This window comes from Oscillibacter valericigenes, assembly GCF_021531435.1.
In the GTDB taxonomy this organism is placed as follows: Bacteria; Bacillota; Clostridia; order Oscillospirales; family Oscillospiraceae; genus Oscillibacter; species Oscillibacter valericigenes_B.
Genome location: NZ_JAFBIS010000005.1, coordinates 102,402 through 114,612 on the forward strand (window position 1 = coordinate 102,402; position 12,211 = coordinate 114,612).

Sequence of the window (12,211 nt, forward strand, 5' to 3'; positions counted from 1 at the left end):
TGAAATCACGGGATGCCCGGCAAAGGGCCGGGTTCCCGAAAGAGGAGAAGAGAAATGAACGGTTACCTGTATGATCCCCACACCCATACGGCGGAGACCAGCAAGTGCGGTCACCTGTTTGCCGCGGATGTGGTGGATCGCTATGTGCGCAACGGCTTTTCCGGCCTGGTGGTCACGGATCACCTCCACCCCGAGTACCTCTCTCGCATCGACACCCAGCACAACTGGGACATGGTGATGGACCACTACCTCTCCGGCTATCACGCCTCCAAGAAGCGGGGCGACGAGGTGGGCCTGGACGTGATGCTGGGCGCCGAGTTCCGTTTCCCGGAGAATGACAACGACTACCTGGTCTATGGCATCGACGAGCAGTGGCTCCGCTCCAATCCCTACGCCTGCTGCATGAGCGCCCAGGAGTTTTACGACAAGTTCCATAACGAGGTGCTCATCATCCACGCCCACCCCTTCCGTGCGGGCAGCGCCCCGGTGCAGGAGACCGCCATCCACGGCGCGGAGATCATCAATGACAACCCCCGCCATGAGAACAACAACGACAAGGCGCTGGCCATGTGCCGCCGCCACCCCGAGTATTTCCGACTGGCCGGCTCCGACACCCACCGGGACGGCGACGAGGCCCGCGCGGGCGTCATCCTCCCCGAACGCGTCAAGGATTCCCGTGCCTATAAGCATATGATCGAAACGATGCAGTTCCAGCTTTGGTGCCCGGAGTTCCCGGATATTCTGGCGGCCGACGCGGAAATGCGAAAGGAGAACAACAAATGAGCCAGTTTGAATCCCTCATCATCGGCGAGATCGCGGAAGATACCAACGTGGATTATGACGGCACCACCATCCAGGCCATCGGCGGCGCGGTGTACTATTCCGGCTTCGCCGCCGCCAACATCGGCCACAAGATCGCCGTGCTGCCCAAGGCGGACACCGCCAAGGTGGATTTGAAGGACGTTTTCGCCAAAGCCCCCAACATCACCGTGTTCCCCATCCACAGCACCCATTCCTTCGTCACCAAGAACGTCTACCACACCCCTGACCGGGAACGCCGCACCTCCACGGTGGATAGCGTCATCGACCCCTACAAGCCCTCTGAGGTCCCGGAGGAGATCGACGCCAAGATCTGGCACCTGGCGGGACTGGTGGGCGGAGACATTCCTGACGAGATGATCCCCTACGCTGTGTCCCGGGGCGCCATGGTAGCCGTGGATGTGCAGACCATGCTGCGCTGGGCCGAGAACGGCGGCATGGTGTACCACGACTGGGCCGCCAAGCGCGAGATGCTGCCCTACATCCGCTTCCTCAAGACCGACGCTGCCGAGGCGGAGATCCTGACCGGCACCGATGACCGGGTGGCCGCCGCCAAGATGCTGTACGACTGGGGCGCCAAAGAGGTCCTCATCACCCATAACACCGAGGTGCTGGTCTACGATGGCAAGGACATCTACACCTGCCCCATCAAGGCCCGGAACCTGTCCGGACGTACCGGCCGGGGCGATACCACCTTCGCCAGCTACATCACCGAGCGTTTGACCCAGGACATCCCCACCGCTCTCAAGACCGCCACGGCGCTGGTCTCCCTGAAAATGGAGACCCCCGGCCCCTACATGGGCACCCGGGAGGACCTGGACGCCTACATGAAAGCGTTCTACTAAGACCCATACATAGCCAGCAGGCGCCCGAAAGCGGCGCCTGTTGGCTTTTATTAAGGGATATGATAACATTGTAAAAAAGGGGGGCAGGCTGTGAAAAAGAAAGTCATCATCGGCATCGCTGCTCTGGCTGCCCTGACGGTAGTCTGGTGTGTCATTCCGCACCCGCTGGTGGGGAGCAGCTATCAGCTGGATTATGTTGAATACCAGGGGGAAACGATTCATTTCCATGATGACAGTTCCAGAGCGGAACGGGAGGAAATTGAAGCCCTGCTCCGCACCTATCAGCGCGGCGCGGTGCCCCGCCGGGTCCCATGGGGCGGCTATGGTTCCCTCTGTCTGACCGGAGGCGATGGCCGCCGTCCTCTGCATATTGTCCTCAATGACGGCGGTAATGGCGGAAAGCCCTGTTTCGTGATTTATTCCAGCGCCGAAAAGGGCGGCTATCCCATCCGGGGCGGCGAAAAGCTGATGGAAGCACTTTTGGCCATACTTGAAAAATGAATCAAAAGTGCCTGCTCTCTGGGCAGGCACTTTTATGGTTTTAAACGGCAAAGGGCCCGCGCCTCTGCCAAAGCGCGGGCCCTTTGCCATAGAAGGAAAGGAGAAACAGAAACGCATCATTACAAAACAATGCGTGCGGGGAAACAAAATCAGAGCTTGACCACGATGTCCAGCAGGATGTCGGCGCTGAAGTCGCCCTTGTCCGCGGCGTGGTTCATATGGTTGTAGATCTCCCGGTATTTCAGGATCTTCTTAATATCGTCTTCCTCGAACAGTGCCGCGATGGACTGGTGGAACTGCACGTTCAGAGTGTTTTCCAGCTTCTTGACCTTGGTGGCCTCGGCAGCTACACCGGCGTGGTCCTTTTCCAGTTTCTGCGTGCATACCAGCAGGCCGTCCGCCATTTTCAGCAGGGTCCGGGCCATGGTCAGCAGGTGCGCGTCGGGCGTGATGTCATAGATGCGGATCTCCTTCACCGTGGTCCAGGCGTAGTCCGCCAGATCGTCGATGGAGGTGGAGAGCCGGTACAGGTCATCCCGGTCGATGGGGGTGATGAAGGTGCGGTTGATGTCATCCACCAGTTCCCGGCGGATGGCGTCTGCCTCCTTCTCCTTGACCTTGACGAAATCACCCTTTTCCTGGGTGGGGTCTTCACAGAAGGCGCACAAGGCTTCCACCGCGTCGCGGATGACTTGGGCCTGCTGGATCAAAAGCGCGTAAAAATTGAGACTTTCTTTCCGTTTGAACATGGTGAAACGCACCTCGCTGTCAGAAAATCATGGAAAATACGAAATAGAGGATGGCACCCAGCACACCGGCGATGGGAATGGTGATGAACCAGGACGTCAAAATCTTTCCGGCCACGTTCCAGTGGACGGCCTTGTACCGCTCGGCGGAGCCCACGCCCATAATGGAGGAGGACACGATCTGGCTGGCGGATACGGGAGCGCCAAGCAGGGAGGCGGACAGGATCACCGCGCCGGCGGTGAGCTGGGAGGCGAAGGAGTGGATGGGCTGCACCTTGTAAATGCCGGTGCCCACGGTCTTGATGATCTTGAAGCCGCCGAAGGCGATGCCGCAGGACAGGCACAGAGCGGCGCAGGCGATGGCCCACACGGGAATGGAATTGATACTGCCGCCGTAGATGCCCAGCAGGATCATCACGATGCCGATGGACTTCTGGGAATCATTGAAGGAATGGTTGAAGGCCAGAAAGGTCATGTTCAGCCATTGGGCGTATGTAAAGAACTTGTTGACGCCCACACTTGCGTGCCGTGTCAGCCGCAGGAGAAGTTTCAGGATCAGGAAGCCGACCACAAAGCTGATGGCGGGAGTCAGAAAGATCATCAGCACCACGCGGCCCCAGAAGTAGCCCCAGGAGATGGCCCCGGTGCCGAAGGCCGCCATGCCGGCTCCCACCACGCCGCCGATCAGCGCGTGGGAAGAGGAGGCGGGGATCCCGAAACGCCAGGTCGTTACGTTCCACAGGATCGCGGCCAGGATCCCCGCCGTAATGAAAGCGAGCGCCGTGCTGCGCACGCTTGGGTCGGTATAATAGGCTTCGCCGACCAGCTTCTTGATGGTATCGGAAACACTGGAGCCCACCACCAGGATCGCAAAGGGGGAGAGAACCTCCACGACGGCGGCCCAGGCCAGTGCCGGATGCGGTTTCATTGCACGGCTGGCGATCAGGGTGGCGACGACGTTGCACCCGTCGTGAAAGCCGTTCACATAGGTGAATACAAAGACCAACGCGGTCAATATCCAGAAGGAGGGTGCCATAGGAAGTTCACACATCCCTTCTAAAATCGCGAAATAACGCAAACGTTTCCGAAAAAATCGGAAAGAAAAACCCCCGGGTTTCTTCCCTTGAGGTGAGTATATTATGGGATAAACTCCAACTAAAGTCAAGTAGGCAAAGAAAAGTTCGACGTTTAGAACAAGTATTTATAAAAAAGCTGGGCGCTTTCACGAAAAAAACATTAAACGTTTGCGTAAAATGTATGTAAAACCGCCCCGTGGAGGGGGCGGCTGCTCATGCGGACGGCGCGGACAGCTCCCGCAGCACTTTGATCTGGATGGGAATGGCACAGGCCAGGGTCAGGGCATCGGAGACCATCTGGGCCATCTGGATGCCGGTCAGACCCAGGAGATGCGACAGGAGCCACACCAGGGGAATGAAGAAGACGCCCTGCCGGGCCATGGCCAGAAAGGTGGCTGGGGCGGTACGGCCGATGGTCTGGAGCATCATATTGCTCATGACCACCCAGCCGTGGAAGCAAAAGGTGACGCACTGGAACCGCAGGGCCGTGGCACCGATGGCAACCACCTCCGGGCTGTCCCGGAACAGGGCCACCAACTGGGGCGCGAAAATGAAGCCCAGGACGCCGACGGCAAAGAGAAAGGTGGTGGAGCTTTTCACGCAGAACCAGAAGCCCTTCTTCACCCGGTCATAGAGCTTGGCACCGTAGTTGAAGCCGCACACCGGCTGGAAACCCTGGCCAAAGCCGATCATCGCGGAGGCACCAAACATCATGATGCGCTGCACTACGCCCATGGCGGCGATGGCGGCGTCGCCGTAGGGCTTGGCCGCCAGATTCAGGCAGATGGTGGCGACGGAGGCCAGCCCCTGCCGGGCCAGGGAGGGCAGGCCGCCCCGAATGATCTGCTGGTAGTAGGGCCATTTCAGCTGTACCCGGGAGATGTGGATGTGGAGGTTGCCGCCCTTGCCGCAGCCTACCAGCAGCAAGCAGAAGCTGACGAACTGGCTGATGATGGTGGCCAGCGCTGCGCCGGCCACGCCCATGTTCAGACCGAAGATCAGCAGGGGGTCCAGCGCGATATTCAGCACGGCGCCGCTGGTGATGCCCACCATGCCGTAGGCGGCGCTGCCCTGGAACCGCAGCTGGTTGTTCAGCACCAGAGAGGCAGTCATCCACGGCGCGCCGATGAGGATGATGCGCATATAATCTTTGGCGTAGGGCAGGATGGTCTCCGTGGAGCCCAGCAGATAGGCCAGCGGCTCCAGGAAGATCTGGCCCAGAATGCAGATGACAAGGCCGGTCCCCAGGGCGGAGAAGAAGCCGGTGGCCGCCATGTTGGAGGCGTCCTCAAAATTCTGCTTTCCCAGCTCCCGGGAGATGAAGTTGCCGCTGCCGTGGCCGAAGAAGAAGCCGATGGCCTGGATGACGGCCATCAGGGAAAAGACCACGCCCACGGCACCGGTGGCGGCGTCACTGTCCAGCCTCCCCACGAAAAAGGTGTCCGCCATGTTGTAAAAAGCGGTGACCAGCATACTGATGATGCAGGGCAGAGCCAGCTGGCAGATCAGGCTTCCCACCGGTTCTTCGGTCATTTTATGAAATTTTTTCTCTTGTTTTTCGTCCATATCACTAAACCTCAAACGTTTTCGTTCTCTGAGCGATATTATAACACGGTTTTGAGAAAAAAGAAAATGGCTTTTCCGAAAAAGAAAACTGCTGCCCCGGCGGCGCACCGCTACCACTGACAAAGGCACCCCCCGGAACATAGGATATACCGTACCCGTGCTGTCGGGTACAATATCCAGGAAACGGGGGATCGTTTTGCATATCAATGAGGCCTATGAGCATGAGCCCATCCTGCCCTACCAGCCGGAGGACGCCTGCCCCATCAACAGCTGCAGCAAGACCGCCTCTCAGTGCGTGGAAGTCACCGCTCCGGTGACGCTGACGCCTACCGCTGTGGTAGGGAGCATCAGCGTAGCCTGCCAGGGCGCGCCGGATGTGGACTGCGTGACCAACGACGGAGGGATCAGCTGCACGCTGACCATTACACAGAAGGTCTGCGTCTCGGTGCCCGTCCGCTTCGGCGTGACCACGGACTGCGATGACCCGACCATCGCCTGCGCCGGCGGCAAATGCGCAAGATGCGGAGACTGAGCTGAAGAAATTGACTGCATCCGCCGGAATATTCCGGCGGATGCGGAACTTTTTGGGCGATTTTAACGGGGAATTGGGCCTTGAAAGGGACTGGACGAATGGGGTATACTGGTGGTTGAAAATGTTCCGAAAAAACCAACGGAAAGGAAGATCGTTATGACCGCGTATCCCCAGATGACCGCCGAGGTGCGCAAGGCGGAGTATGCCCGCCTGCTGAAAGAATTTGAGGCTCTGAAAGCTCAGGGGCTGAGCCTGAATATGGCCCGGGGCAAGCCCGGCAAGGCGCAGCTGGACCTGGTGAGCGATATTTTCGGCCTGATGCAGAAGCCGGAGGACTATGTCTCCGACGGCATCGACGTCCGCAACTACGGTGAGATGAGCGGCATCCCCGCCGCCAAGCGCCTGTTTGCCGAGATTTTGGGCTGCAAGCCGGAGCAGGTGTTCGTTGGCGGCAACGCCAGCCTCCAGCTCATGTACGACACCATCTCTAAGGCTTATACCCACGGCCTGCTCCGCAGTGAGCGGCCCTGGTGCCGGGAAGAAAAGGTGAAGTGGCTGTGCCCTGCCCCCGGCTATGACCGCCACTTCAAGATCACCGAGTCCTTCGGCTTTGAGCTGATCACCATCCCCATGACCGACAACGGCCCCGACATGGACGCCGTGGAGGAGGCCGTCAAGGACCCCGCCGTCAAGGGCATCTGGTGCGTACCCAAGTATTCCAACCCCGACGGTATCATCTACTCCGATGAGACCGTCCGCCGCATGGCGGCCCTGAACCCCGCCGCCCCCGACTTCCTCGTCATGTGGGACAACGCCTACTGCATCCACGAGTTTGAGGGCGATTACGTGGAGTTCCCGGACATCCTCAGCATGTGCGAGGAGGCGGGCCATCCCGATATGGTCTTCGAGTTTGCCTCCACCTCCAAGGTGACGCTGCCCGGCGCGGGCGTGGCCTGCTTCGCCTGCTCCGAGGCCAACATGAAGTACATGGAAAAGCTGCTGACCGTTCAGGTCATCAGCTTCGACAAGGTGAACCAGCAGCGCCACGTTCTGTACCTGAAGGACAAGGCCCACACCCTGGAGCTGATGAAGAAGCACGCCGCCATCATGGGCCCCAAGTTCCGGGCCGTGGTGGATACCCTGGACAAGGAGATCGCACCGCTGGACATCGCCACCTGGCGGCGGCCCAAGGGCGGGTATTTCGTCTCTCTGAACGCCATGCCCGGCACCGCCAAGCGGACCCTGGCGTTGTGCAAGGAGGCAGGCGTCACCATGACGAACGCCGGCGCCACCTTCCCCTACGGCAAGGACCCGCAGGACAGCAACATCCGCATTGCCCCGTCTCTGCCTCCCGTTGAGGAGCTGGAGCAGGCCATTGCCGTGTTCTGCACCTGCCTGAAAATGGCCGCTCTGGAGAAGCTGGGCGTATGAGATACTACGGAGCCGTCTACCGCCCCCCCTCCGAGGCGTACAGCCTCATCGTCCAGGTGACTTACGGATGCAGCCACAATACCTGCGCCTTCTGCAGCATGTATAAGGAAAAGCGGTTTGCCCTGCGGCCCCTGGACGAGGTGCTGGAGGACTTCCGCATCGCCCGCCGGACCTACCGCCATGTGGACAAGGTGTTCCTGGCGGACGGTGACGCCCTGGTGCGCAAGGCGTCGGAGCTGTACACTATCCTCGACACCATCCGGGAGCTGTTCCCGGAGTGTGAGCGGGTCACCAGCTACGCATCTCCGGCCAGCATCCGCATCCGCACGGACGAGGAGCTGCGAACCCTCCGGGCCAAGGGCCTGACCATGGTCTACATGGGCCTGGAATCCGGCTGCGACGAGGTTTTGAAGCTGATGCGGAAGGGCCACATGTCGGCGGAGATCATCGAGATGGGCCAGAAGGTCCGCCGGAACGGTATCGCCTTGTCCGTCACCGCCATCACCGGACTTGGCGGCCCGGAATTGCTGGAGCAGCATGCCATCGAGACGGCCAAGGCCTTCAACGCCATGAATCCGGAGTACATCGGGATGCTGACGCTGATGGTGGAGCCGGGCACGCCGCTGTACGACTGGGTGCGGGACGGAGATTTCCGGCTGCTGACCCAGCCCCAGGTACTGCGGGAGACCCGCCTCCTTGTGGAGAACCTAGACAGCCCCGGCAGTGTGTTCCGCATGAACCACGCCAGCAACTACCTGGTGCTGAAAGGCACGCTGAACCAGGACAAGGAGGCCATGCTCCGCACCATTGACGCCGCGGAGCACGACTTGAGCCGTCTGCGGCCTGAGGAATGGCGGGGCCTGTAACAATGAAAAATGGACGCCGGGGAGGCGTCCATTTTTATATAGCCAAAAACATCGAGTCAAGCATGCCCTGTCTTCGGCGGGATAGGCGCGCAAGAAGATGACGGGATGAAGGAACAGACCCCGGCGGTCCGGGCGCGGGTGTCGATGTACTCCCCCTGGTACTCCTACCGCCTGTTCCGGGACTACACGGGGACAGCGGGGCTATATCAGGCTGCGCATCGCCTGTAAAAAAGGATCCCGGCTGACAACCGTCAGCCGGGATCTTTTTTTACAGCAGGTCTTTCAGACGGCTCAGGGGGAAGGGGGGCTCCGCCAGAGGCTTCACCGCCAGGCTCATGAGCAGCGCCGGATTGTCGTCGGCGGCCACCCGGTTAGAGTGGAGCACGCCGCAGACCTTGCAGCGGTGGATGACGGCCCATTCGCCGCCTTTGCGCACCCACACCGCCACCGGCTCCATGGTGCCGCCGCACTGAGCGGACCGGTCCCCGGGCTCGTCGTCCAGATGGACGCTGGCAAGGCAATTGGGACAGTGGTTGCGGTGGTGGCTCCCGGCTCCCTCGGGGCCAACGGGCCAGCCGCAGACACGGCAGGTGAACACATCATCGCAGGGTTCGGTGCGGTAGTCGGGCTTTTTCCGTTTGGGATCGTGATGCAAGGGAATTCCTCCTCGAAAGTTGTTTTTTCAGCTTCCGGGAGGTCGTGGCGTTACGGAACAGACCTCCCGGTCAGTCCGCAAGCTCCGAGGTACGGTACAGTGTCAAACAGCAGTTCTCCTTTTTTAAATATGCCTGTTGAGGCCGATTTCAGTATAAATGGGGCAGATGCTCCTGTCAAGAGTAGTCATCCGCTCCATATGGACGACTCTACTCGGATTTTGCCAGCAGAAACACGGTGGCGGTAATGGCGGCGAAGCCAATGAGGTCTGTCACGGAAAAGGTGGTCCCCAGCCACAGGGCGGAAAATACCGTGGCGGAGACAGGCTCTGTGGAGGCCAGCATGGACGCCCTGGCGGGGCCGATGTCCAGGATGCCCTGCATGATAAGGGAAAAAGCCGCGGCGGTGCCAAGCAGGACGACGGCCCCCACTGCCAGCCAGCCCTGGAGGGACAGGCTGACGGAAAAGGTCCAGCTCCTGGCCGTCAGATTCAAAAAGACGCCGCCGATGAGCATGCTGGGACCGATGACGGCGTCCCGGTCCCAGCGGGAGAGCAGGGATTGGGGCAGCAGGGTGTACAGTGCCACAGCTACGGCGGCGGCCAGCCCCCAGAACAGTCCCCTGGGAGAGAGCGCCATGTGGCCGGGGTCGCCGCCGGTAGCCAGCAGATATACGCCCGCCAGGGCCAGCACCAGCGCCGCTCCCTCCCGACGGGAGGGCAGGCGGCGGACCCGGAGGCAGGTATAGCCCATGACGATGAGCAGCCCCAGGTTCTGCAGCACCGTGGTGGTGGCGGCGTTGGACCACGAGATGGCGGTCATGTAGGCGTACTGGCACAGCAGCAATCCGAAGATGCCGTAGCAGATGAGCCGCAGCAGGTCCTTTGGATTGCGGAGGATACCCAGCACGCTGTCCCGGTGCCGCAGCACAGCCGGTACCGTCAGCAGGATGCCGCCCGCCAGGAGCCGCACACAGGTCAGCCATAGGGAGCTGACCTCGAACCGGGAAAACAAGTATTGTCCGCAGGTGCCGGAAAAGCCCCAGCACACGCCGCCCAGGGCGGCACAGGCCACGCCCCGGAGAGCGTGGGGATTTTTCTCTTGCATATGTTTGTCCTTAAAAGGCGTCCGGCCCGGAGCAAGGCCCCGGGCCGGTTATCTCAGAATTTCTTGTCGATAGCGGTCTCGCAGTAGGCGCAGCGGTAGGTGTGCTTCGCCGGGTCGCTCAGCAGGAAGATGGCGTCCAGCTGGGATTCTGCCACGGTGATGCAGCGGGGGTTCTTGCAGTGGATGACATTCACCAGCTTCTGGGGCAGCTCCAGGTGCTTCTTTTCCACCCGCTTGCCGTCCCGGATGATGTTGACGGTGATGTTGGAGTCGATGTAGCCCAGCACATCCAGATCCAGATCCAGGGGATAGTCGATCTTGATGATGTCCTTTTTCCCCATGTGCTCACTGCGGGCATTCTTGATGATGGCCACCTGGCAGTCCAGCTCGTCCAGATGGAGGTACCTGTAGATGTCCATGCTCTTGCCGGCCTGAATGTGGTCCAGGACCACGCCGTTTTGGATGCTGTCGATATTCATAGATGCAGATACCTCCCCTTAGATTTCAACGCCCAGCAGCTTCATGATGAGGGCCATGCGGATGAACTTGCCGTTCTTGACCTGGCGCCAGTAGGCGGCCCGGGGGTCCTTGTCCACCGCCACGGCGATCTCATTGACACGGGGCAGGGGATGGAGGATGGAGAGGTCGGCCTTGGCGTTTACCAGCTTTTCCGGGGTCAGGATGTAGCTGTCCTTCAGCCGCAGGTAGTCCTCCTCGTTGAAGAACCGCTCCTTCTGGACGCGGGTCATGTACAGAATGTCCAGCTGGGGGATGACAGACTCCAGATCGGTGGTCTGGGTGTAGGGGATGCCCTTCTTTTTCAGGGCCTCCTCCTTCACATAGCGGGGCAGCTTTAGCTCGGTGGGAGAGATGAGAACGAAGTTGATGTTGCTGTACCGGCTCAGGGCGTTCACCAGGGAGTGGACAGTGCGGCCGAATTTCAGGTCGCCGCAGAAGCCGATGGTGAAGTTGTCCAGGCGGCCCTTTTCCCGGTGGATGGTCAGCAGGTCCGTCAGGGTCTGGGTGGGATGGTTGTGGCCGCCGTCGCCGGCGTTGATGATGGGCACCTCGGCTACCTGGGCGGCGGCGAGGGGTGCGCCCTCCTTGGGGTGGCGCATGGCGATGATGTCGGCGTAGCAGCTGACGGTGTGGATGGTGTCGCCCACGGTCTCGCCCTTGGCGGTGGAGCTGGAGTTGGCGGAGGAGAAGCCCAGCACGCTGCCGCCCAGCGACAGCATGGCGGACTCGAAGGAGAGGCGGGTGCGGGTGGAGGGCTCAAAAAACAGCGTTGCCAGCTGCTTGTGGGCGCAGGCGTCCTGATACTTGGCGGGGTTTTCGATAATGTCCTCAGCGGTGGCGATCAGTTCGTCGATCTCCTCCACGGACAGGTCAACAATATCAATGAGATTTCTGGGCATCTTGGTTCCTCCTCTCAGCCGATCCAGGATTCGTCAGAGGGATTGGCCCGGAATTTTTTCAGGCGGGCAATGTCCTCAGGTCTGATCTTCCCCTCCTCGGCGGCCACTTCACACACGGCGTCGAAGTTGGAGAGGCTGTAATTGACCACATTGGCGGCGGCCATGCGGTCCAGGCCCTTCTGCAATCCGTAGGTGAAGATGGACACGATGCCCAACACCTCGGCGCCGGCCTCCCGCAGGGCCTCCACCACCTCAATGCAGCTGCCGCCGGTGGAGATCAGGTCCTCCACGACAACGACCTTCTGCCCTTTTTCCAGCTTGCCCTCGATGCGGTTCTGGCGGCCGTGGTCCTTGTTGCCGGAGCGGACGTAGCCCATGGGCAGGCCCATGAGGTGGCCGCAGATGGCGGCGTGGGCGATGCCGGCGGTGGAGGTGCCCATCAGGACCTCCACGGTGGGATAGTGCTTGCAGATGAGGTCCACCAGGCCCTCCTCCACATGGGTGCGGACGGCGGGGGCCGTCAGGGTCAGGCGGTTGTCGCAGTAGATGGGGCTCTTGATGCCGCTGGCCCAGGTAAAGGGCTCGTCGGGCCGCAGGAACACGGCGCCGATGCTCAGCAGGTCATGGGCGATGGTTTTCTCCAAACTCATA

At 60.6% G+C, this 12,211-nt stretch carries 15 protein-coding genes; 7 read left to right on the forward strand and 8 right to left on the reverse strand.

The features are described from left to right. The first annotated feature begins 54 nt into the window (after nt 1–54). From JQM68_RS04470 to JQM68_RS04480, 3 genes are all read left to right on the forward strand, one after another. Nucleotides 55–783 (forward strand): PHP domain-containing protein, encoded by a 729-nt coding sequence (locus JQM68_RS04470; protein ID WP_235221732.1) that lies wholly within the window; start codon nt 55–57, stop codon nt 781–783. Next, nucleotides 780–1,664, forward strand: coding sequence for a PfkB family carbohydrate kinase (locus JQM68_RS04475; protein WP_235221734.1), 885 nt, complete (start codon nt 780–782; stop codon nt 1,662–1,664). The genes JQM68_RS04470 and JQM68_RS04475 overlap by 4 nt, the downstream gene beginning before the upstream one ends. Before the next feature lie 90 nt (nt 1,665–1,754). Next, the gene (locus JQM68_RS04480; protein WP_235221735.1) at nt 1,755–2,165 is read left to right on the forward strand and encodes a hypothetical protein; all 411 of its coding nucleotides are present in this window, start codon (nt 1,755–1,757) and stop codon (nt 2,163–2,165) included. Nucleotides 2,166–2,314: 149 nt separating this feature from the next. Here the strand turns inward: JQM68_RS04480 and JQM68_RS04485 are convergent, their stop codons facing one another. The 3 genes from JQM68_RS04485 to JQM68_RS04495 form a co-directional block, all read right to left on the reverse strand. Further along, a complete protein-coding gene (locus JQM68_RS04485; RefSeq protein ID WP_235221736.1) occupies nt 2,315–2,914 on the reverse strand; it encodes a DUF47 domain-containing protein in 600 nt (199 codons plus the stop codon). A gap of 19 nt (nt 2,915–2,933) precedes the next feature. Then, nucleotides 2,934–3,962 carry an inorganic phosphate transporter gene (locus tag JQM68_RS04490; RefSeq protein WP_235221737.1) on the reverse strand — a complete coding sequence of 343 codons (1,029 nt, stop codon included), beginning with the start codon at nt 3,960–3,962 and terminating at the stop codon, nt 2,934–2,936. A gap of 238 nt (nt 3,963–4,200) precedes the next feature. Then, nucleotides 4,201–5,553, reverse strand: coding sequence for an MATE family efflux transporter (locus tag JQM68_RS04495; protein WP_235221738.1), 1,353 nt, complete (start codon nt 5,551–5,553; stop codon nt 4,201–4,203). Nucleotides 5,554–5,749: 196 nt separating this feature from the next. On the opposite strand from JQM68_RS04495, the gene JQM68_RS04500 reads away from it, so the two are divergent. From JQM68_RS04500 to JQM68_RS13735, 4 genes are all read left to right on the forward strand, one after another. Further along, nucleotides 5,750–6,085, forward strand: coding sequence for a hypothetical protein (locus tag JQM68_RS04500; protein ID WP_235221739.1), 336 nt, complete (start codon nt 5,750–5,752; stop codon nt 6,083–6,085). 156 nt (nt 6,086–6,241) lie between these two features. Continuing rightward, on the forward strand, nt 6,242–7,516 hold the full coding sequence (locus JQM68_RS04505; protein ID WP_235221740.1) for an aminotransferase class I/II-fold pyridoxal phosphate-dependent enzyme: 1,275 nt from the start codon (nt 6,242–6,244) through the stop codon (nt 7,514–7,516). Beyond that, nucleotides 7,513–8,382: a radical SAM protein gene (locus tag JQM68_RS04510; RefSeq protein WP_235221741.1), complete on the forward strand. Its 870-nt coding sequence runs from the start codon at nt 7,513–7,515 to the stop codon at nt 8,380–8,382. Before JQM68_RS04505 ends, JQM68_RS04510 begins: the two co-directional genes overlap by 4 nt. Nucleotides 8,383–8,487: 105 nt before the next feature. Beyond that, nucleotides 8,488–8,610, forward strand: a complete 123-nt coding sequence (locus JQM68_RS13735) for a hypothetical protein (RefSeq protein ID WP_268821411.1) — start codon at nt 8,488–8,490, stop codon at nt 8,608–8,610. 40 nt (nt 8,611–8,650) lie between these two features. Here JQM68_RS13735 and JQM68_RS04515 read toward each other — a convergent pair whose 3' ends face one another. From JQM68_RS04515 to pyrE, 5 genes are all read right to left on the reverse strand, one after another. Beyond that, nucleotides 8,651–9,037 carry an RNHCP domain-containing protein gene (locus JQM68_RS04515; RefSeq protein WP_235221742.1) on the reverse strand — a complete coding sequence of 129 codons (387 nt, stop codon included), beginning with the start codon at nt 9,035–9,037 and terminating at the stop codon, nt 8,651–8,653. Between the two features lie 208 nt (nt 9,038–9,245). Further along, nucleotides 9,246–10,142 carry a DMT family transporter gene (locus JQM68_RS04520; RefSeq protein WP_235221743.1) on the reverse strand — a complete coding sequence of 299 codons (897 nt, stop codon included), beginning with the start codon at nt 10,140–10,142 and terminating at the stop codon, nt 9,246–9,248. A 53-nt stretch (nt 10,143–10,195) separates the two neighbouring features. Further along, nucleotides 10,196–10,621, reverse strand: coding sequence for an aspartate carbamoyltransferase regulatory subunit (locus JQM68_RS04525; protein ID WP_235221745.1), 426 nt, complete (start codon nt 10,619–10,621; stop codon nt 10,196–10,198). A gap of 18 nt (nt 10,622–10,639) precedes the next feature. Beyond that, on the reverse strand, nt 10,640–11,560 hold the full coding sequence (gene pyrB / locus JQM68_RS04530; RefSeq protein WP_235221747.1) for an aspartate carbamoyltransferase: 921 nt from the start codon (nt 11,558–11,560) through the stop codon (nt 10,640–10,642). Nucleotides 11,561–11,574: 14 nt separating this feature from the next. Continuing rightward, a complete protein-coding gene (gene pyrE / locus JQM68_RS04535) occupies nt 11,575–12,210 on the reverse strand; it encodes an orotate phosphoribosyltransferase (RefSeq protein WP_328283718.1) in 636 nt (211 codons plus the stop codon). Nucleotide 12,211 lies beyond the last annotated feature (1 nt).

Bases quoted from the DNA above. Each gene is read 5' to 3' on its own strand.
- JQM68_RS13735 (WP_268821411.1), top strand. From the start codon at position 8,488: ATGAAGGAACAGACCCCGGCGGTCCGGGCGCGGGTGTCGATGTACTCC.
- JQM68_RS04495 (WP_235221738.1), bottom strand. From the start codon at position 5,553: ATGGACGAAAAACAAGAGAAAAAATTTCATAAAATGACCGAAGAACCG.
- JQM68_RS04510 (WP_235221741.1), top strand. From the start codon at position 7,513: ATGAGATACTACGGAGCCGTCTACCGCCCCCCCTCCGAGGCGTACAGC.
- JQM68_RS04485 (WP_235221736.1), bottom strand. From the start codon at position 2,914: ATGTTCAAACGGAAAGAAAGTCTCAATTTTTACGCGCTTTTGATCCAG.
- pyrB (WP_235221747.1), bottom strand. From the start codon at position 11,560: ATGCCCAGAAATCTCATTGATATTGTTGACCTGTCCGTGGAGGAGATC.
- JQM68_RS04520 (WP_235221743.1), bottom strand. From the start codon at position 10,142: ATGCAAGAGAAAAATCCCCACGCTCTCCGGGGCGTGGCCTGTGCCGCC.
- JQM68_RS04490 (WP_235221737.1), bottom strand. From the start codon at position 3,962: ATGTGTGAACTTCCTATGGCACCCTCCTTCTGGATATTGACCGCGTTG.
- JQM68_RS04470 (WP_235221732.1), top strand. From the start codon at position 55: ATGAACGGTTACCTGTATGATCCCCACACCCATACGGCGGAGACCAGC.
- JQM68_RS04475 (WP_235221734.1), top strand. From the start codon at position 780: ATGAGCCAGTTTGAATCCCTCATCATCGGCGAGATCGCGGAAGATACC.
- JQM68_RS04505 (WP_235221740.1), top strand. From the start codon at position 6,242: ATGACCGCGTATCCCCAGATGACCGCCGAGGTGCGCAAGGCGGAGTAT.
- JQM68_RS04525 (WP_235221745.1), bottom strand. From the start codon at position 10,621: ATGAATATCGACAGCATCCAAAACGGCGTGGTCCTGGACCACATTCAG.
- pyrE (WP_328283718.1), bottom strand. From the start codon at position 12,210: ATGAGTTTGGAGAAAACCATCGCCCATGACCTGCTGAGCATCGGCGCC.